Annotated in this window: 14 protein-coding genes; 10 read left to right on the top strand and 4 right to left on the bottom strand. The window is 71.5% G+C overall.

The features are described from left to right. Positions 1 to 254 precede the first annotated feature (254 nt). The 4 genes from H629_RS0110180 to cydC all read left to right on the top strand — a co-directional run bounded on the left by H629_RS0110180 (position 255) and on the right by cydC (position 6,290). Complete coding sequence (locus H629_RS0110180; protein ID WP_017885039.1) at positions 255 to 1,706, top strand: cytochrome ubiquinol oxidase subunit I; 1,452 nt, start codon at positions 255 to 257, stop codon at positions 1,704 to 1,706. 13 nt (positions 1,707 to 1,719) lie between these two features. After that, positions 1,720 to 2,748, top strand: a complete 1,029-nt coding sequence (gene cydB / locus H629_RS0110175; protein WP_024357160.1) for a cytochrome d ubiquinol oxidase subunit II — start codon at positions 1,720 to 1,722, stop codon at positions 2,746 to 2,748. Between the two features lie 189 nt (positions 2,749 to 2,937). Then, entirely contained in the window at positions 2,938 to 4,626 is a 1,689-nt protein-coding gene (gene cydD / locus H629_RS0110170) for a thiol reductant ABC exporter subunit CydD (protein WP_024357159.1), read from the top strand. Beyond that, positions 4,623 to 6,290 (top strand): thiol reductant ABC exporter subunit CydC, encoded by a 1,668-nt coding sequence (gene cydC / locus H629_RS0110165; protein ID WP_024357158.1) that lies wholly within the window; start codon positions 4,623 to 4,625, stop codon positions 6,288 to 6,290. The genes cydD and cydC overlap by 4 nt, the downstream gene beginning before the upstream one ends. Before the next feature lie 21 nt (positions 6,291 to 6,311). Here cydC and H629_RS0110160 read toward each other — a convergent pair whose 3' ends face one another. Continuing rightward, positions 6,312 to 7,118: an aminotransferase class IV gene (locus H629_RS0110160; RefSeq protein ID WP_024357157.1), complete on the bottom strand. Its 807-nt coding sequence runs from the start codon at positions 7,116 to 7,118 to the stop codon at positions 6,312 to 6,314. Positions 7,119 to 7,231: 113 nt separating this feature from the next. Between H629_RS0110160 and H629_RS0110155 the strand changes: the two genes are divergently transcribed. From H629_RS0110155 to holA, 6 genes are all read left to right on the top strand, one after another. Beyond that, complete coding sequence (locus tag H629_RS0110155; RefSeq protein WP_024357156.1) at positions 7,232 to 8,677, top strand: anthranilate synthase component I family protein; 1,446 nt, start codon at positions 7,232 to 7,234, stop codon at positions 8,675 to 8,677. A 71-nt stretch (positions 8,678 to 8,748) separates the two neighbouring features. After that, positions 8,749 to 11,346, top strand: coding sequence for a leucine--tRNA ligase (gene leuS / locus H629_RS0110150; protein ID WP_024357155.1), 2,598 nt, complete (start codon positions 8,749 to 8,751; stop codon positions 11,344 to 11,346). 943 nt (positions 11,347 to 12,289) lie between these two features. After that, positions 12,290 to 12,868: an SLBB domain-containing protein gene (locus H629_RS15230; RefSeq protein ID WP_051137876.1), complete on the top strand. Its 579-nt coding sequence runs from the start codon at positions 12,290 to 12,292 to the stop codon at positions 12,866 to 12,868. A gap of 3 nt (positions 12,869 to 12,871) precedes the next feature. Next, positions 12,872 to 12,985 (top strand): ComEA family DNA-binding protein, encoded by a 114-nt coding sequence (locus tag H629_RS15720; RefSeq protein ID WP_276202541.1) that lies wholly within the window; start codon positions 12,872 to 12,874, stop codon positions 12,983 to 12,985. 221 nt (positions 12,986 to 13,206) lie between these two features. After that, on the top strand, positions 13,207 to 15,690 hold the full coding sequence (locus H629_RS0110140) for a ComEC/Rec2 family competence protein (RefSeq protein ID WP_024357154.1): 2,484 nt from the start codon (positions 13,207 to 13,209) through the stop codon (positions 15,688 to 15,690). Positions 15,691 to 16,006: 316 nt separating this feature from the next. Then, positions 16,007 to 17,014 carry a DNA polymerase III subunit delta gene (holA, locus tag H629_RS0110135; RefSeq protein ID WP_024357153.1) on the top strand — a complete coding sequence of 336 codons (1,008 nt, stop codon included), beginning with the start codon at positions 16,007 to 16,009 and terminating at the stop codon, positions 17,012 to 17,014. 203 nt (positions 17,015 to 17,217) lie between these two features. On the opposite strand, the gene rpsT is transcribed toward holA, so the two are convergent. The 3 genes from rpsT to H629_RS0110120 form a co-directional block, all read right to left on the bottom strand. Then, positions 17,218 to 17,478, bottom strand: a complete 261-nt coding sequence (gene rpsT / locus H629_RS0110130) for a 30S ribosomal protein S20 (protein WP_017885049.1) — start codon at positions 17,476 to 17,478, stop codon at positions 17,218 to 17,220. 223 nt (positions 17,479 to 17,701) lie between these two features. Beyond that, positions 17,702 to 18,394 carry a response regulator transcription factor gene (locus tag H629_RS0110125; protein WP_024357152.1) on the bottom strand — a complete coding sequence of 231 codons (693 nt, stop codon included), beginning with the start codon at positions 18,392 to 18,394 and terminating at the stop codon, positions 17,702 to 17,704. Further along, entirely contained in the window at positions 18,391 to 19,485 is a 1,095-nt protein-coding gene (locus H629_RS0110120; RefSeq protein ID WP_024357151.1) for a sensor histidine kinase, read from the bottom strand. Before H629_RS0110120 ends, H629_RS0110125 begins: the two co-directional genes overlap by 4 nt. Between the last annotated feature and the right edge of the window lie 44 nt (positions 19,486 to 19,529).

The raw sequence follows: 19,529 nt of genomic DNA, 5'->3' as shown, positions 1-19,529 counted from the left end.
ACCAGTCTAGGGGGCGTGGTGCGGGTGGAGCCCTGCCGGGGCGCCTCTCTCGACGTCGAAAGAAAAGCGTTTCGACGTCGAGCGAAAACTGTCTCGACGTCAAAATTGACTCGCAGCAAACTCACAGAAAGAGTAGAATCGGGAGTGGCCGGTCGCCGACCGGCAGCTCCGGCGAGAATGACATCTCGTGGCGGATCTCACTACGGGAGTGCGCTCCTCGGTGAGGTGCGGCCTCCTTCGTTCAGGAGCGATACATGAACGAATTCTTCGACGCGTTGACGCTCGCCCGATGGCAGTTCGGGCTCACGACGCTCTACCACTTCATCTTCGTGCCCCTCACGATCGGCATGAGCCTGCTGGTCGCCATTCTGCAGACCGTCTGGGTGCGCACCGGCAAGGTGAAGTACCTGCGTCTCACGCGCCTCTTCGGAAAGATCTTCCTCATCAACTTCGCGATGGGCGTCGTCACCGGCATCGTGCAGGAGTTCCAGTTCGGCATGAACTGGTCGAACTACTCCCGCTTCGTGGGTGATATCTTCGGCGCGCCGCTCGCCATGGAGGGGCTCATCGCCTTCTTCTTCGAGGCGACCTTCATCGGTCTCTGGATCTTCGGCTGGGACAAGCTGCCGAAGAAGATCCACGTGCTCACCATCTGGTTCGTGTGGATCGGCACCGTGTTCTCGGCCTACTTCATTCTCGCGGCCAACGCGTTCATGCAGAACCCGGTCGGTTTCGAGATCAACGAGGAGCGCGGCCGCGCTGAGCTCGACAGCATCGGCAGCGTGCTGCTGAACCCCGTCGCGCTCACGCAGTTCCCGCACACCATCTTCGCGTCGATCATGTTCGCAGGCGTCGTGATGGTCGCCGTGGCGGCGTGGCACCTGCAGCGCGGCCAGTTCGTCGACGAGATGCGCACGACGCTGCGATTCGGCGCGTGGACGAACATCATCGCCTTCCTCGGCGTCGGTCTGACCGGCCACGAGCTCGGCATGGTGATGACCCAGACCCAGCCTATGAAGATGGCCGCGGCCGAGGCCCTCTACAACACCGCGAGCGGCGCCGACGCCTCGTTCTCGATCTTCAGCTGGGGCACGCCGGATGGGATGCACGAGATCTTCTCGATCCGCATCCCCTACCTGCTCTCCTTCCTCTCCAACGGCACCTTCGACGGCACCGTCGAGGGCATCCGGGACCTGCAGGCCGAGTACGAGCTCGCCTTCTGCGGCGCCGACAGCGCGCTGACCTGCCCGAGCGACGGCAACTTCGTGCCCATCGTGTGGGTCACCTACTGGGCGTTCCGCTGGATGATCGGTCTCGGCGCCTTCGCCGCGCTCGTGTCGGCCGTCGGCCTCTGGATCACGCGCAAGAACGCCGATCTGCCCAAGTGGGTGTGGAAGGTCGCGATCTGGACCGCCCCGATCCCGATGCTCGCCTCGCTCGTGGGCTGGATCTTCACCGAGATGGGCCGTCAGCCCTGGATCGTGTTCGGCGTGATGACCACCGAGCAGGGCGTCTCGCCCGGCGTGCCCGGCTGGGCCGTGCTCGTGTCGCTCATCGTGTTCACGCTCGTCTACGGCGGTCTCGCGGTGCTCGAGTTCAAGCTCATCACCCGGGCCGCGAAGGACGGGCCGCCCGAGATTGAGATGAGCGGCGGCACCGACGGCGAAGGCGAACCCGACCAGCAGAAGCTGGCGACGGTCTACTAGGAGGAACGGAAACATGGAACTCACCACACTCTGGTTCCTCATCGTCGGCGTCATGCTCATCGGGTACTTCGTGCTCGACGGCTTCGACTTCGGCGTGGGCATGGCCCTGCCATTCCTCGGCAAGGACAACACGGATCGCCGACTCATCATCAACACGATCGGCCCGGTCTGGGACCTCAACGAGACCTGGCTCATCGTGGCCGGCGCCTCGCTGTTCGCCGCGTTCCCGGAGTGGTACGCGACGATGTTCTCGGGCTTCTACCTGGCCCTGCTGCTGATCCTGGTCGCCCTGATCCTGCGCGGCGTCTCCTTCGAGTACCGGCATCAGGGCAAGGGCGAGCAGTGGACGCGCTGGTTCGACCAGTTCATCGTCTGGGGCTCCGTCGTGCCGCCGCTGCTCTGGGGCGTCGCGTTCGCGAACCTCGTGCAGGGCCTGCCGATCGGCCTGCTGCCCAACGGCGGCTGGATCTACGAGGGCACGCTGCTCACGCTGCTCAACCCCTACGGGCTGCTCGGCGGCGTCGTCATGGTGCTCGTCACGTTCACGCACGGTCTCGTCTTCATCTCGTTGAAGACCACGGGCGACATGCGCGAGCGGGCGCGTGCGCTCGCAACGAAGGTGGGGATCGGCGCGATCCTCGCCGGCGCCGTGTTCCTCGTGTGGACCATCGTGATGCACCTCGACCACGAGCTGCTCTGGCTCATCGTCACCTGCGCCGCGATCGCCGCACTCGCCCTCATCGGCGGCTTCGTAGCGAACCTCGCCGGTCGCGAGGGGTGGGCGTTCACGGGCAACGCGGTCGGCATCGCGTTCGCGCTGCTGACCATCTTCTCCGCCCTCTACCCGTACCTCATGTACTCGACGATCGATCCCGCGTTCTCGATGTCGATCGAGGGGGCGGCGAGCTCGCACAAGACGCTCGAGCTGATGACCTGGGTGGCGGTGTTCACCCTGCCGCTCGTGCTCGCCTACCAGGCGTGGACGTACTGGGTGTTCCGCAAGCGGCTCACCCGGGAGACGATCACCGCGGGCGCGCACTGACCCGCACCGGTTCGGCAGAGCGGCGGGCGTCGTGTCGCTTCGGCGATGCGGCGCCCGCCGTCGCACACGGCGTCTGAATCGCTCATCAGATGTGAGGCGCCGAACTGCCCTAGACTGCCGTTGGCGACCCGGAGACCGCTCGCCGCCGCCCCGCCCGAACGAACCCACGAACGAACCCACAGGAACCCCGTGAAACCACTCGATCCGAGGCTGCTCCGCCACGCCCGCGCCGCCCGCGGCGTGCTGCTGATCGGGGCGGGGCTGGGCGCTCTCCGCACGCTCGCGATCCTCGCCTGGAGCTGGCTACTGGCCCAGGCGCTCGCCGTGGCGGTGCTGCCGGTGCTGGGCGGTCTCGGCGGGGCAGCCGGCCGCGTATCGGAGGGCGCGCTGCCGCCCGAGCAACTGCCGCGGCTGCTGCTCGGCGCGCTGGCCGCGCTCTGCATCCGGTCCGCCGCGTCGTGGGGCATGGATGCGGTGGCGGCCCGCGGAGCCGTGCAGGTCAAGTCGCAGCTGCGCGCGGCAGCCCTCGACGCGCTCGACGCGTCGTCGCCGTTGCGCGAGGGTCCCTCCGACGCCGAGCAGGCGACCGTGCTGGGGCGCGGCCTCGACGCACTCGACGGCTACTTCTCGGCGTACGTGCCCCAGCTCATCCTCACCGCGGTCGCGACGCCGCTGCTGGTGCTCGCGGTGCTGCTCGCCGATCCGGTGAGCGGTGTCGTCGTGCTCATCGTCTTCCCGGTGATCCCCGTCTTCATGATCCTCATCGGGCTCGCCACGCAGGCCGTGCAGGATCGTCAGTGGGCGCAGCTGCAGCGGCTGTCGAGCTCGTTCCTCGACGCGGTGTCGGGGCTTGCGACGCTCAAGATCTTCGGTCGCGAGGGGCGCCAGTCGGCCCGCATCGCCCGCGAGACCGACGAGTACCGCTCGCGCACCATGAAGGTGCTGCGCGTCACGTTCCTGTCGGGCTTCGTGCTCGACCTTGCCGGTACCTTCTCCATCGCGCTCGTCGCGGTGACGGTGGGCACCCGCCTCGTCGACGGCGCCTTCCCGCTCGCGCTCGGCCTGTTCGTGCTGCTGCTGCTGCCCGAGGTGTTCATCCCCATCCGACAGGTGGGCGCCGCCTTCCATGCTTCGACCGAGGGGCTCGCCGCCTCGACCCAGGTGTTCGACCTCATCGAGCGCGGCGCAGACGCCCGGGTGTCCGCCGTCGACGCGGGGGAGGGGGTGCTCGTCGACGCCGTGGTGCTCTCCCGCGGCGGGCGTCGCGTTGCGGGGCCGGTGACCCTGAGCGCGGCCCCAGGCGAAGTGGTGGGGATCGCGGGGCCCTCGGGCGCCGGGAAATCGACGCTGATCGCGGCCCTGCTCGGCTTCATCGCTCCCGAGGAGGGGCGGATCGCGCGGCCGGCCGAGGTCGCCTGGTCGGGGCAGCGGCCCGGCCTGCTGCAGGGCAGCCTCTCCGAGAATGTGGCCCTGGGGGACTCTCTCCCCGATGCGGCGCTCGTGCAGCGCGCTCTCGCGGCGGTCGGCCTCGCCGGCCTCGACCCGGAAACCCAGCTCGGGGCCACCGGTGCCGGGCTCTCCGGCGGGCAGGCGCAGCGCGTCGCGATCGCCCGCTGCCTCTACCGCGCCTGGAGCCGCGACGCTGCGCTGCTGCTGCTCGACGAGCCGACATCGGCGCTCGACGCCGAGAACGAGGCACTCGTCTGCCGCGCGCTGCGCGAAGAAGCACAGGCCGGCCGCGCCGTGCTCGTGGTGAGCCACCGGCCCGCCGTGCTCGCGGCGGCCGACCGGGTGGTGCGCGTCGAACCCGCCGCCGCGCTCGGCGCGTCGGGCGCTGTCGGCGGCACCACCGCGACCGGGCAGGAGGAGGGCGCATGATCCGCCGCACCGCCGCGAGCGAGACGCCGCGCCGAGCCGTGCTCGCGCGCGCGATGCCGGCGCCCCGCCGCCGAACCCCCGGCACCCTGCTGGGCGTGCTCGCCGACGCCTGCGTCGTCGGCCTGCTCGGCCTCAGCATGTGGCTGATCGTGCGGGCGGGCGAGCAACCGCCCATCCTGCATCTCACCTTCGCGATCGTGGGCGTGCGCGCGCTCGCGATCGGACGCGCCGCCTTTCGGTACACCGAGCGGCTCTTCAGCCACGACGCGGCGTTGACGCAGCTCGCGACGCTGCGCGCGCAGACCTTCGACGCGCTCGTGCCCCGCGTGCCGGGCGCCATCGAGTCGCATCGGCGCGGCGAGGTGCTCGCCGCGTTCGTCGACGACGTGGATCAGCTGCAGGACGAGCCGCTGCGCGTGCGCCAGCCGCTCATGGTGAGCGGGGTCGTGGTGCTGCTCAGCCTGCTGTTCATCGCCTTCGTCTCGCCTGTCGCGGCGCTGATTCTCTGCGCGGTGCTGCTCATCGCGGGCGCCCTCGCGGCGTACCTCGGGGAACGGTTCGCGGGGGCCGACGACCGCGAGCTCAGCGCCGCCCGCGCCGGCCTCGTCGATGCGCTGCTCGAACGCTTCGCCTCGGCCGAGGTGCTCGCCGCCTTCAGCGCGACCGGCATGCAGCGCGAGCGCATCGCCGCGGCGGAGGCGCGCCTGTCGCGCGTGCAGCTGCGCCGGGCGCGCGCCGCCGGCCTCACCGGCGGGCTGCTGTCGCTCGGGGCGGGCCTCGCGTCGCTGCTGCTGCTCGTCGCGCTGCTGCCCGCGCTCGGTTCGGAGCTGACGGCCCCGCTCTTCGCCGCCGTGGTCGTGGTGCCGGCGGCCGTCTTCGAGGTCTTCGCGCAGGTGCCTGCCGCGCTCGCTGCCCGCCGGGCGGTGCGGGCGAGCGCCGACCGGGTCGCCGTGCTCACCGAGACGGCGCTGCCCGCGGAGATCCCCGTCGATGCTGCTTCTGCTCGTGTGCCCGAGCCGGTGCCGGCCGCCCCCCTCATCGCAGTGCGCGACCTCGCCGTGCGGCATCCCGGTGCCGCGCGCGACGCGGTCGCCGGTGTCGGCTTCGAACTGCACGCCGGCGAGACGCTCGTGGTGACCGGCGAGAGCGGCGCAGGCAAGAGCACGCTCGCCCTCGCGCTCGTGCGCTTCCTCGAGTACCGCGGCGGCTACCGGCTGCGCGGCGTCGAGGCGCGGGAGCTGCCGATCGCCGAGGTGCGCCGCACGGTCGGCCTCTGCGAGCAGACCCCGCACCTCTTCGATGCCGATCTGCGGCAGAACCTGAAGTTCGCCCGCGACACCGCGAGCGACGACGAGATCATGACCGCGCTCGACCGGGTGGGCCTCGGAGCCTGGGCGCGGGAGCGGGGCGGGCTCGACGCCGCGGTGGGCGAGCACGGTGCGCTCGTGTCGGGCGGGCAGGCGCAGCGGATCGCGCTCGCGCGAGCGATCCTGGCCGACTTCCCCGTGGTGGTGCTCGACGAACCCACTGCCGGGGTGGACCGCGAGCTCGCGGATCGGCTCCTGACCGAGCTGCTGGGCGCGGTGCCCGCCGACCGGGCCGTGGTCCTCATCACCCACACCGAACTGCCCGCGGGTGTCGCGGCACGCCGACTCGCCCTCTGAGCTGGCGACCCGGCCCCGGGGTCAACCCAGCGGGTGCCAGCAGCGGTTGAGGGCCTCGCGGAACCAGCGCAGGCGGCGCTCCTCGGGCGCGGCCTGCGGCACACCGTCGATGCTCGTGACGACGCGGATGCCGTGCAGCGCGTTCACCGCCCAGACCTCGGCGCCCGCGAGTTCCGCCACCGTCGGCGTGGCCGGCGACAGGGAGCCGCTCTGTCGCTCAGGCTTGCGCCTCACGAGACGCGCGTCGGCGGCCCGCCGCAGCAGGCCCTCGGTCACGGACGGCACCCGGTTCGCGCGCCCCTTCGCCCGCGCGTCGGCGACGAAGCGGCCGGAGGAGTCGCCGGCGTCGCCCCACCAGATCAGGCTCGTCGTCGCGCCCTCGACGACCGCGCGTCCCGCCCCGTCGAGCAGCAGCGCCTCTGCGCCGAGCCGGCGGTTCAGCTCGGCGAGGCGCGAGATGTTCGGGCCTTTGCGCTCGGGGTGATCGAGGAGCACACCCGGGGCCGACCGCAGCTCGATCGTGTCGCGCAGCTCGGGCAGCGGCCGCAGCGAGAGCGAGAGTTCCGCGTCGCCGCCGGCGTGCTCGGCCTCCCAGAGTTCGAGGCGGGGGAAACCCTCGCCGTACTCCGCGATGCGGTCGACCGCCTCATCGAGGAAGACGTCGATGCGCGCCCGTGTGTCTGCACCGGGCAGCTGCCCGAGCGCCGAGAATCGGAACCGGCGGAGGTGATCGGCCAGCCCGCGCACCTCGGCGGCAGCCGTGCGCGGGTTCGCGCGCACTCGGAAGGAGTCGGCGACGATGAGCCGTCGGGTCGATGCTGCGCTCACGCGCCCACCCTACCCGCCGGTGATCCGCCAACCGCCGATCCGCCAACCGCCGATCCGTTGGCGCGTCGTCGGTCGCAGCCTGATCCGCTGTCCTTGCTCGGTAGGGTGGTCGGGTGACGGGGAGACAGGCCTGGCCGAGCGACGCGGCGGAGATCGCGCGCGTGCTCGCCGCGAGCGGCCGGCCCTGGGCCTGGTTCGACGGGGCGGCTGCGGCCCCGGGAGAACCCCGGGTGAGCTATCTCGGGGTGGCGTCCGAGATGCGGATCGCCGAGACCGGTCTGGAACGCGAGTTCCTGGCCGGGCTGCGAGCCGCACCGGGGGTCGCTGCGGTGCCCGGCCTGCAATCCGGCTGGGCCGTGGCGCTGAGCTACGAGTTCGGTGTGGCGCTGCTCGACGCCGACGTCGGATCTCTCCGGTGTTTCGGAGCAGAAAGCGCTGATCGCTCCGAAACATCGACGAGGTCCGCAGAGACGACGGCGCCCGCCTTCGCGCTGCGTCTCGACGGCGTGCTGGAGATCGACCATGATCGCGGCACCTCGCGACTGAGGGGCGACGCGGCCGAGCTCGCCGCGCTGCTCGATCCGCATCTCGGATCCATCCAGTCGTTCGGAGCCGAAGCCCCCGATCTCTCCGCAACACCGGGGAACCCCGATGCAGCGACGGCGCTGGCTGGCAGGCGCTCGGCTGAGCGCGCCGGGCCTTCCCCTGCGGGTGCCGGCGCGCCGGCGTGGCGACGCACCGACGCCGACTACGCCGCGGAGGTCGAGGCGTGCCGATCCGCCATCCGCGACGGCGATGCCTACGTGCTGTGCCTCACCGACACCGCTCAGGCGCGCGGCGAATTCGACCCGTTCGACCTCTACCTGCGGCTGCGGCAGGGCGGCGGCGCAGTGCGCGGCGGGGTCATCGTCGCGGGGGAGCGGGCACTCGTGAGCGCGAGCCCCGAACGCTTCCTGAGCGCGCGGGCGCGACGCATCGTCACCCACCCGATCAAGGGCACCCGGCCTCGCGGCGCGACGCCCGAGGCCGACACCGCCCTCGCCGCGCAGCTCGCGAACGACCCGAAGGAGCGGGCCGAGAACCTCATGATCGTCGACCTCATGCGCAACGACCTCAGCCGGGTGTGCGAGCTCGGATCGGTGGGGGTCGAGGGCTTCCTGCGGGTCGAAACCCACCCGCACGTGCACCAGCTCGTGAGCACGGTCGGCGGCCGACTGCGCGCCGACCGCGACATCTTCGACGCGGTCGAGGCCTGCTTCCCGGGCGGATCGATGACGGGTGCGCCGAAGCGGCGCGCGGTCGAGATCCTGCGCGCGCTCGAAGGGGCGCCGCGCGGGCTCTACTCGGGCTGCTTCGGGTGGGTCGACGATGGCGGGGACGCCGAGCTCGCCATGACGATCCGCAGCGTCGAGCTGCGCGGCGGCGCGGGCACGTGCGTGGCGCTCGTGGGCGCGGGCGGCGGGATCACCGCCGACTCCGATCCGCAGCGCGAGACCGCCGAGAAGCACCTCAAAGCGGCCCCGATCCTCGCCGCGCTCGCCTCCTGCGCCGCCGCCTAGCGGGCGCGCAGGAGCCCGGCCCGCAGGATCACCCGCAGGATCGCGCGCCGCATCCGCGGTAGTCTTGAGGAATGTGTGCGAGCCCGCGGCAGCGGGCGATCCCGAACGAGATCGAGGTGTGTGTGAGCGAGCGGCAAGCGAGCAGCCAGGTGGGCGCAGTCGAGCAGCAGGCGCGAGAGGCCGAGGGCTACGACTTCCAGGCGATCCAGGACCGGTGGCTGCCGGTCTGGGACCAGCTGAAGCCCTTCGAGGTGAGCGGCGACAGCGGTCGCCCCGCCAAGTACGTGCTCGACATGTTCCCCTACCCCTCGGGCGACCTGCACATGGGGCACGCCGAGGCGTTCTGCTTCGGCGACGTGCTCGCCCGCTACTGGCGCGGCCGCGGCTACGACGTGCTGCACCCCATCGGCTGGGACTCCTTCGGCCTGCCCGCCGAGAACGCCGCCATCAAGCGCGGCGTCGACCCGCGCGAGTGGACCTACGCCAACATCGACCAGCAGAAGGCGTCGTTCCGCACCTACGCACCGTCGTTCGACTGGAGCCGGGTGCTGCACACGAGCGACCCCCAGTACTACAAGTGGAACCAGTGGCTGTTCCTCAAGATGTACGAGAAGGGCCTCGCGTACCGCAAGGCGAGCTGGGTCAACTGGGATCCGGTGGATCAGACCGTGCTCGCCAACGAGCAGGTGCTCGCAGACGGCACCTCCGAGCGCTCCGGCGCGATCGTGGTCAAGAAGAAGCTCACCCAGTGGTACTTCCGCATCACGGACTACGCGGATCGCCTGCTCGACGACCTCGATCAGCTCGAGGGGCAGTGGCCGGCCAAGGTGCTCAACATGCAGCGCAACTGGATCGGCCGCTCGCGCGGCGCCGAGGTCGAGTTCGAGATCGAGGGCCGCGCTGAGAAGGTGCCCGTCTTCACGACCCGCCCCGACACCCTCCACGGCGCGACCTTCATGGTCGTGGCACCAGATTCCGACCTCGCCGCCGAACTGGCCGCGGGCGCCTCGCCCGAGGCGCGTATGCACTTCCAGGCATACCTCGAGCAGACGCAGAAGCAGACCGAGATCGAGCGTCAGAGCACGGATCGTGAGAAGACCGGCGTCTTCCTCGACCACTTCGCCGTCAACCCGGTGAACGGCGAGCGGATCCCCGTCTGGGCCTCCGACTACGTGCTCGCCGACTACGGCCACGGTGCGATCATGGCCGTGCCCGCGCACGATCAGCGCGACCTCGACTTCGCCCGCAAGTTCGAACTGCCCGTGCGGGTCGTGCTCGACGTGCGCGACGCAGATGGTGCGCAGCTGCCCGACCCGGCTGAGAGCGGTGTCGCGCTCGTCGGCGATGGCACCCTCGTCAACTCCGCCGAGCTCGACGGCCTCGGGAAGGCCGAGGCGATCGCGAAGTCGATCGAGGTGCTTGAGGGGCGCGGCACCGGCCGTGCCGCCACCACCTACCGCCTGCGCGACTGGCTGATCTCGCGCCAGCGCTACTGGGGCACGCCGATCCCGATCCTGCACGGCGCCGACGGCGAGATGAAGCCCGTCGAGCAGTCCGCGCTGCCCGTCGAACTGCCGTCGTCGGAGGGCCTCGACCTCAAGCCGAAGGGCTCGTCGCCGCTGGGCGCCGCGACCGAGTGGGCGACCGTCGTGGACCCCGAGACCGGTGAGAGCTGGACGCGCGACCCCGACACCATGGACACCTTTGTCGACAGCTCCTGGTACTACCTGCGGTTCCTCTCGGCGAACGACGACACCCAGGCGTTCGACCCGGCAGCGGCGAAGCGCTGGGGCCCGATCGACCAGTACGCGGGCGGCGTCGAGCACGCCATCCTGCACCTGCTTTACTCGCGCTTCATCACCAAGGTGCTGCACGACCTCGGCTACCTCGACTTCGAGGAGCCCTTCACCGCGCTGCTCAACCAAGGCATGGTGCTGCTCGACGGCGCCAAGATGTCGAAGTCGAAGGGCAACCTCGTCGAGTTCGCCTCGGAGCTGAAGGAGCACGGCGCCGACGCGCTGCGTGTCACCCTCGCCTTCGCGGGCCCTCCCGAGGACGACATCGACTGGGCCGACGTGTCGGTGCAGGGCTCGGCGAAGTTCCTCGCCCGTGCCTGGCGGATCGCCGACGACATCGAGACGTCCGGCGCGCCCGCCGGTGCGTCCTTCTCCGACGGCGACGCTGCGCTGCGCAAGCACACCCACCACCTGCTCGCCGACGCCCCGGGTCTCGTCGAGGCATACAAGTTCAACGTGGTCGTCGCCAGGCTCATGGAGCAGGTCAACGTCACCCGCAAGGCCATCGACTCCGGCTGCGGGGTCGCGGACCCCGCAGTGCGCGAGTCGGCCGAGGCAATCGCGGTGATCCTCTCGCTCTTCGCACCCTACGCCGCCGAGGACATGTGGGCGAAGCTCGGTCACCAGCCCACTGTGGCACTCGTCGAGTGGCCGGCAGCAGAGGCGTCGCTGCTCGTCGAGGCCGAGGTCACGATGGTCGTTCAGGTCGACGGCAAGGTGCGGGATCGCCTCACCCTGCCCGCCTCCGTCACCGAGGCCGAGGCCGAGGCCGCCGCGCGTGCATCGGCCGCCGTGCAGCGCGCCATCGGCGACCGCGAGATCGTGAACGTGGTGGTGCGCGTGCCGAAGATCGTGAGCATCGCCACGAAGTAGGGTTCGGCTGCTCGGCTTGGCTGTCTGGTTCTGGCCGTGCGCGTCGAGCCCTGCGTTTCGGGCCGCCGCCTTGGCGGTTCGGTTCGAACTGTTATCGCGCCTGGTGCACTATCCCTGGGATAGTGCACCAGGCGCGATGCGTTTTCGGGTGTTGGGGCTGGGCTGGGTTGTGGGTGACCTCGCTCACAGGCGGCGCGAATCCGGGGTGAGCGCCGACTTCTCCACAGATGCTGGCGCTCGACCGATCGGGGTGCCTCCGCTCGCCTAGCGTGGGCGCATGAATCAACTGCAGGCGAGCGAATCACGGCAGCCGCGGGCCGGCGCGCGGCACGGCCGATGGCCGGTGCCCGAGGCCCCGGGAGGCTTGGACCCGGCTCAGGAGCCTGCGGTGCGCGGAGTGCCGGAGGCGCCCGGCGCCCTGGTAGCGCGTGAGACTGCGCGTGAGTTTGCGCCTGAGTTTGCGAGTCCGGGAGCCGGAGGCGACGGCCACGTGAGCTGGCCCAGCGCTGCGTCTGGCGACCGTGTTCAGAACACCCGACGTGATCGGATGGCCGGGTCCGGATCGGTCATCGGCGATGTGCCGCGGCCTGCAGACGGGCCGACAGGGGAGAGTTCGGGGGAGCCGTGGAATGCCTCGAAGCTCTCGGGTTCGAGTGCGGATGAGACCGCGGGTGGCGACGTCCTGGATCCCTTCCTCGCGGCCGGTCTCGGGCCGCACTTCCCGGATTCATCCGGGGGCCGATCCGCAGCTCCGCCCGGAGACGGGCGCGCGGCAGGGCCCGAAGGTGGACCCACGGGGTCGAGCGAGCGGTGGACTTCCGAGGCCGTGCTGGACCGGGGCCTATGGCGCGAGCGGCCGCCCGAGCCGTGGGCGTCACGGGGTGCACCCGCGGCGCTCGAACGCGAGGACGCGCCGAGACTGGGGCTCCGTATCAAGCGCGCGGTGGCGGTGCCGGTTCTGGCAGGCGCGGTGGTGCTGGTGGCTGCCGTACTGATCGCGATCGCCGTCGCAGCGCTGCAGCCGGGAGGCGCGGGGATGGAACTCGCCCACGCGCCGGGAGCCGAGGGGCACGGCGGCGATGCGTCGGAGGGCGGATCCGGGGCGGCGGCAAGCGGGTCGCCGAACGCCGGCGGCGGCTCGGATGGCGTTGCGGGCAGTGGCGCGGATGATGTTGCGGGCGGGGCGGAGGTGCAGCGGATTCTCGTGCACGTCGTGGGCGAGGTGGCCCGTCCGGGGGTGATCGAGGTGGTGAACGGCGCGCGAGTGTCCGAGGCCATCGAGGCCGCCGGGGGCGCATCGGAGGCGGCTGTGCTGTCTGCGGTGAATCTCGCGCGCGCTGTCGTCGACGGTGAGCAGATCGTGGTGCCGAACGCGCAGCAGGTGCAGGAGGGGGCGGTGCCGGGAGCGGTGGCGGGCGGCGGGGCGTCGGCCACGGCTGGCGCGCCCGCGGTGATCGATCTCAACACGGCCGATGCCGGCGCCCTCGAAACGCTGCCGAGGGTCGGGCCGGCGCTCGCGTAGCGCATCCTCGACTGGCGGGCCGCGAACGGCCGATTCGCGACGGTCGATCAGCTGCTCGAGGTGCCGGGCATCGGTGCGAAGATCCTCGACGGGATGCGAGAGCGGGTGCGGGTGTGAGCGACGAACCGAGGTCTCCTGCGGGCGGTGAACGTCTCCCGTTCCCTGCGGATTTCTGGGCGCCCCGCGGTGCACCGCATCGCGAGTCCGCCTCGCCGAGCACCGCAGCGGCCTGTGAAGCGGTGCTGCCGACCGCCTGTGCGGCTGATGGAGGGGCGCCATCGCATCTCGGAGCCGTCGGCAGAACTGCGTCGCCAGACATCTGCGCGGTCGATGACGCAGTGCCACCGCAGGCCGGCGAGCGCATGCGCTCCCCGCCGGGCACCTGGCGCCTGTTCGCGCCCGCCCTGCTGGTCTGGGCCATGGCGGCTCTGGTAATCGGGCACCCCGGTACCGGGCCCGTGATCACCCTGGCCGCGGGCGGGATCGGGGTGCTCATGCTCGTGCTCGCAGCGACAGGTCGCAGGCTCGCCGGGCGGATCAGTCGGATCGGACGGGCTGGCCTCGGCTACGGGGCCGTGTGCTGCGCCGCGATGGTGCTCCTGGGTACCGGTATCGAGGTGGGCGAGCGCGCGCGTGCTGACCCGCGACTTGCTGCGGCTGCGGAGAACGGGGCGGCCGTCGATATCGACGTGGTGCTGCGTGGGTTCCCGCACACTCGACCTGCCGGGTCTGTCGGGTCTGCTGAGACGTCGGGCTGGGTCTCTGCCGGTGCGCGTGTTTCTGGCGGGGAGGTCCCGGTGGTGCTCTGGTTGCAGGGCGCCTCTCCTGGTGACGGCGAACGGTGGGCTCCCGGTAAGGGCCTCGCCGTGCACGGGGTGCCGGTCTCCCTCGGGCCGAGCTCGGCGGCAGCGTATGGCATCCGGGTGCGCGATGTGAGCCCGGCACCCGCGATGAACGGCCCCGCGCGAGCCGTGGAGGCCGCGGGCCGGGTGGCCGCCGAGTTTCGAAACGGATTGCGCGAGGCCGCGGCGGCGGTGCCGGGGGCGGCGCTGGTGCCCGGGCTGACGGTGGGCGACACGTCCCTCGTCGACGAATCCCTCGAGTCGCGCATGCAGCGCACCTCCCTCACGCACCTCGTCGCAGTATCGGGCGCGAACTGCGCGCTCGTCACCGGTGCGGTGGTGTGGTGCGCGGCACTGCTGGGTGCGGGGCGTCGGGTGCGGATCGTGGTCGCGGGTGCCGCGCTGGTGGGCTTCGTGTTCGTCGTCGGCCCCGATGCGAGCGTGCAGCGCGCCGCGCTCATGGCATCGGTCGTGCTGGTCTCCGGCTTCGGCGGGAAGCAGGCCGTCGCGCTGCCGGCGCTGGGCGCGGCGATGCTCGTAATGCTGCTCTCGAACCCTTGGCAGGCCCTGCAGCCCGGCTTCGCGCTGTCGGTCGCGGCCACGGCCGGGATCCTGCTGCTGGTGCCGGGCCTCGAGCGCGGGCTGCGACGGCTCGTGCCGATCCCGCGCTGGATCGTGCTCCCGATCGCGGTGGCGCTGTCGGCACAGCTCGCCTGCGGTCCGCTGCTGCTGCTCCTGCAACCCGGAATTCCCGCGGTGGGAGTGCTCGCCAATGTGATCGCCGGGCCCGCGGCTCCGCTCGGCACCGGTCTCGGCTTGCTCGCTCTGCTGCTGCTGCCGTGGTGGCCGACCGCGGGAGCGGCGGCGGTGCTGCTCGCGAGCCTGCCCGCGCGGTGGATCGCCGCCACCGCCGAGGTCGCCGAAGGGCTGCCGTTCGCGCGGTGGCCCTGGCCCGAGGGCTGGTCCGGAGCGCTGCTGCTCGCGGCGATCGAGGGGGTGGTGCTGCTCGCGTGGGCGCTCGCGACCCGGAGGCTCGCGCTTCCCGAGGATCGGAAATCCGGCCGCCGGCCGTGGCTGCAGCGGCGACGGCTCTCGGTGCGCGCACGGGCCCTCGTGGCGGTGCTGCTCTGTGCCTCCGCGGGGACCTTCGCGGGCCCCGTGCTGGTCGCCCCCGCGATCGAGAGGATCGGCGTGCCGCACGACTGGTTCGTGGTCGCCTGCGATGTCGACCAGGGGGACGCGATCCTGCTGCGCGACCCCGCCCGCCCCGGCGCCGTGATGCTCGTCGACACCGGCGACGAGCCCGCGCTGCTGCGGGCCTGCCTCGACCGCTTCGGAGTGTCCCGCATCGCGCTGCTCGTACTCACCCACGACGACCGCGACCACGTCGGCGCCCTGAACGAGGTGATCGGGGATACCGAGGCCGCGCTCGTGGCGCCGCACAATCGAGAGGACGGCGAGAGCCGGCCCCTGCTCGCTCGCCTGAGCACGGCGGGCGTCCCGCATCGCGTGGGTGCAGCCGGGCAGAGCGGCGGCGACGGCTTCGCCTGGGAGGTGCTCGCACCGCGGCCGGACCGCACACCCGACGACACCAACGCCGCCAGTCTGGTGCTGCGGGTGCGCGCGGGGGAGTCGACGGTGCTCCTTCTCGCCGACACCGGAGCGGAGGAGCAGCAGGCGCTGCGGGCGAGCGGCGCCGAACTGCGAGCGGCGGTCGTGAAGGTGGCGCACCACGGCAGCCGGGATCAGGATCCGGCGCTGGCCGACACCGTCGGAGCCGAACTGGCGCTCGTGTCGGTCGGGGCGGGCAACGGCTACGGGCATCCGGTGGCCGAGACGCTCGACGCCTTCACCCGTGCCGGGGCCCGCCCGCTGCGCACCGACACGCACGGCTCCATCGCTGTCAGCGGCGAGCCCGGCAGCCTCCGCGTCTGGGCGGAGCGCGCCGCGCCAGCTTCGCCCGCCGCCGCCCGACGCTGACACCCGGGTCACCGGGCGGATGCGGGGCACGCCTCTGCGCTCGCCCGAGCCCGCCCGGGCTTCACCCGCCGCAGCCTGGCTCTGACGCCCCGGAAGCCGGACGAAGGCGGGCGCCCTTCTGCGCTCGCCATCCCTCCGCAGCCGTCGAGGTCGCCCGTGCGGTCCCTATCCCGATGCTCGCAGGACCAGCCGGGCGACCTCGACGAGGTGGGGCGAGAAGGAAAGAGGTTGGTGCGGGGGTAGGGGAGAGGAGCGGAGGGAAGGGGCGAGGGAGATGTGGGAGGGGTCGGGGCGACCGGGCGAGTAGGGTTGAGGGGTGGCAGCAGCACGTGGAGCGAAGAGCAAGATCCCGCAGCTCGACTGGACGGAGGCGCGCCCCGCGCCGGTGGTGCTGGTGAGCGGGCCGGAGGCCTTCCTCGCCGACCGTGCGGGCCAGGCGATCCGAGCCGCCCTCCTCGACGCGAACCGCGAGCTCGAGGTGCACGACGTCGACGCCGCTTCGTACACCGCGGGCGAGCTGTTCACGATCGCGAGCCCGTCGCTGTTCGCCGAGCCGAGGTTGATCCGAGTGGAGGGCGTCGAGAAGTGCTCCGACGCGTTCATCGAGGATGCGAAGCGCTACATCGCCGATCCCGCCGATGACACCACGCTCGTGCTGCGGCACGCGGGCGGGCAGCGCGGCAAGGCGCTGCTCGACGCGGTGCGCGGGGGAGCTGTCGGCGGTATCGAGGTCGTCTGCGCCGAGGTGAAGAAGGATCAGGATCGCCTGACGTTCGCGCAGGCCGAGTTCCGCCGCCTGGGTGCTCAGATCACGCCCGGCGCATTGCGCATGATCGTGGGAGCCTACTCGGGCGGCATCGGCGAGCTCGCGGGCGCCTGCGCCCAGCTCGTCTCGGATGCGGGTTCGCGCCTCACCGAGGAAGAAGTGAACCGTGCCACGGAGGGGCGGGTCGAGACCAACGCCTTCAAGGTGGCCGACGCGGCGACGGCGGGACGGGCCGCCGATGCGCTCGTGCTGCTGCGCCAGGCGCTGTCGACCGGCACTGATCCCATCCCGATGCTCGCGGCGCTCAACATGAAGGTGCGGGCGATGGCGCGGGTGTACGGCGCCGTCGGCTCGGGCGGTCAGCTGGCGAAGGAGCTCGGCATGGCGCCGTGGCAGGTGGATCGCGCGCTTCGCGAGGTGCACGGCTGGCGCGAGGAGGATCTCGCGCGCTGCATCGACCTCGCCGCCGAGACCGAGTGGCTGCTGAAGGGCGGCAGCCGCGACCCCGAGTTCGCGCTGGAGAAGTACCTGCTCTTCGTCGCGAAGCGCGGCCGCTGACTCGCACTCACCCGTCGAGACGGCCTACTTCTACCGAGTCGGCCTGCTTCTCGCGCGAATAGTGGGCCGACTCGGTACGAATGTGTCGACTCGGTGAGTGCGAACGCGTGCGACCGCGTGCGGGCGAGCGCGAAGCCGCCCGGGACGCGAAAAGACCCCGCCTCGGCGGGGTCTTTTCGTGAAACTGCGGAAGAACCGGTCGCTTAGAGCGCGGCCACCTGGGTGGCGAGCTTCGACTTGCGGTTCGCGGCCTGGTTCTTGTGGATGACGCCCTTCGAGACGGCCTTGTCCAGCTTCTTGCTGGCGAGGGCGAGCTTCTGCTCGGCCACGGCCTTGTCGCCGGCAGCGATGGCCTCGCGGGTCGCACGCACGACGGTGCGGAGCTCGCTCTTGTAGGCCTTGTTGCGCTCGGTCGCCTTGAGGTTGGTCTTGATGCGCTTGATCTGCGACTTGATGTTTGCCACGTTGAATAGTGTCCTTCTGCATACAGGTTGACGGTTGTTCCGCGCGGTGAGAGAGGGCACCTTGCGGGTTGTGTGGATGTCACCACACGCAAGCCAAGAATCAACTCTAGCAGATCGGCTTCGGAGAAGGCCCCGCGGGGGCGGCCCGTGTCACGGCGGATCACGCCGGATCGCAGCGGATCACGGTCCGCCACCATCCCACTGCGCCGAGGCGCCGCACCGATCATCCGGCGTCGAGCTGCAGCCGGTACCCCATGCCGGGCTCGGTGAGCAGGTATCGCGGGCTCGACGGGTCGGGTTCGAGCTTCTTGCGCAGTTGCGACAGGTAGAGCCGCAGGTAGCCGGTGTCGCGGGCGTGCTCGGTGCCCCAGATCCTGCTGAGCAGCATCTGCCGTGTGACGAGCTTTCCCGCGTTGCGGATGAGCAGTTCCATGATCTGCCACTCGGTGGGGGTGAGGCGGATCCGCCGCTCGCCGCCCGCGGCGGCCTCGACCGCGGTGTGAGCTGCGAGGTCGATCGTGACGGCGCCGAAGCGCACCACCGGGGCGGTCTCCTGCCCGGCCTGGCGGCGGGTGAGCGCACGGATTCGCGCGAGCAGTTCCTCGATCGAGAAGGGTTTCACGACGTAGTCGTCGGCGCCGGCGTCGAGCGCCTCCACCTTGTCGCCGGCGCCCGCTCGACCGGAGACGACGAGGATCGGCGTGTCCGACCAGCCGCGGATGGCTTGGATCACCTCGACGCCGTCGAGTCGTGGCATGCCGAGGTCGAGCAGCACGAGTTCGGGGCGGTGGTCGGCGGCCAGCGACACGGCTTCGGCGCCGTCGGCGGCGGTGAGCACTTCGTAGCCCTTGGCGGTGAGCGTGATGCGCAGTGCACGGAGCAGCTGCGGGTCGTCGTCGGCGATGAGGATCTTCACGGCGCTCCCTCCTGCTGCCCCGCCGCGTCGGCGGCGGGGAGCGTGACGATCATGGTGAGGCCGGTGGTCGGCGTCTGCTCGGGCCGCAGCTCGCCCCGCATCGCTTCGACGAATCCTCGCGAGAGGGCGAGGCCGAGGCCGAGGCCGGTGGTGTTGTCGGTGTCGCCGAGTCGCTGGAACGGGAGGAACACCCGGTCGACGCGGTCTGCGGGGATGCCGGGGCCCTCGTCGATGATGCGGATGTCGATGCGGCCGTCGAGCGACGCGGTCTCGATGAGCACGGGGCTGCCGGCGGGGGCGTAGCGTGCCGCGTTGGTGATCAGGTTGACGAGGGCGCGCTGCAGCAGCACCGGATCGCAGCGCACGAGGGCGTCGCCGTGCCCGAGGGCCAGCCGCACCTGTCCGGGGCCGAGGTCGAGCTCGTCGAGTGCGGGGAGGATCACCTCGGCCGGGTCGGTCGCGATCTCCGCGACCGCGAGCACGCCGGACTGCAGCCGACTCGCGTCGAGCAGGTCGGTGATGAGCGCGCTGAGCGCTGCGAGGCTTTCGTCGGCGGTTTCGAGGAGCGCCGCGCGATCCTCGTCGGAGAGCGCGGATCCTGCGGTGCGCAGGCCCCCGACCGCGGCGGTGGCGGAGGCGAGTGGGCGGCGCAGGTCGTGGCTGAGAGCGGAGAGCAGCGCGCCGCGCAGGCGGTCGGATCCGGTGACGGTCTCGATCTCGTCGACGGTCTCCTCCAGCCGTCGCCGGGTGCGGGCGCCGCGGCCCACGACGAAGCTCACGAGCACCGCGATGGCGACGTGCATGAGCAGCACGAGCAGGTGGATCGGGTCGGCGATGGTGATCTCGCGGTACGGCGCGATGAACGCGAGGTCGAGCACCACGCCGGAGAACGCGGCGGCGGCGAGCGCGGGCCAGATGCCGCCGACGAGCGCGACCGCGACGACGAGCAGCTGGTAGCTCAGCACCTCGACGGTGATCGTCTCGGGGCCGTGCAGCGATCTGAGGGGGAGCAGCAGCAGCAGCCCGCCGCCGATCGCGAGCGCGAAGCCGCCGAGCTGGCGCCGCACGCTCAGTCCCCGCTGCACGCTCATCCGGTCCCCGCTTCCGTCGTCCGCTTCCACTGTATGCCGTGCCG

It is taken from the genome of Leucobacter chironomi DSM 19883, assembly GCF_000421845.1.
Classification (GTDB): domain Bacteria; phylum Actinomycetota; class Actinomycetes; order Actinomycetales; family Microbacteriaceae; genus Leucobacter; species Leucobacter chironomi.
The sequence above is the reverse complement of the archived record's forward strand: the minus strand, read 5'-3'. Positions and strand labels throughout refer to the sequence as shown.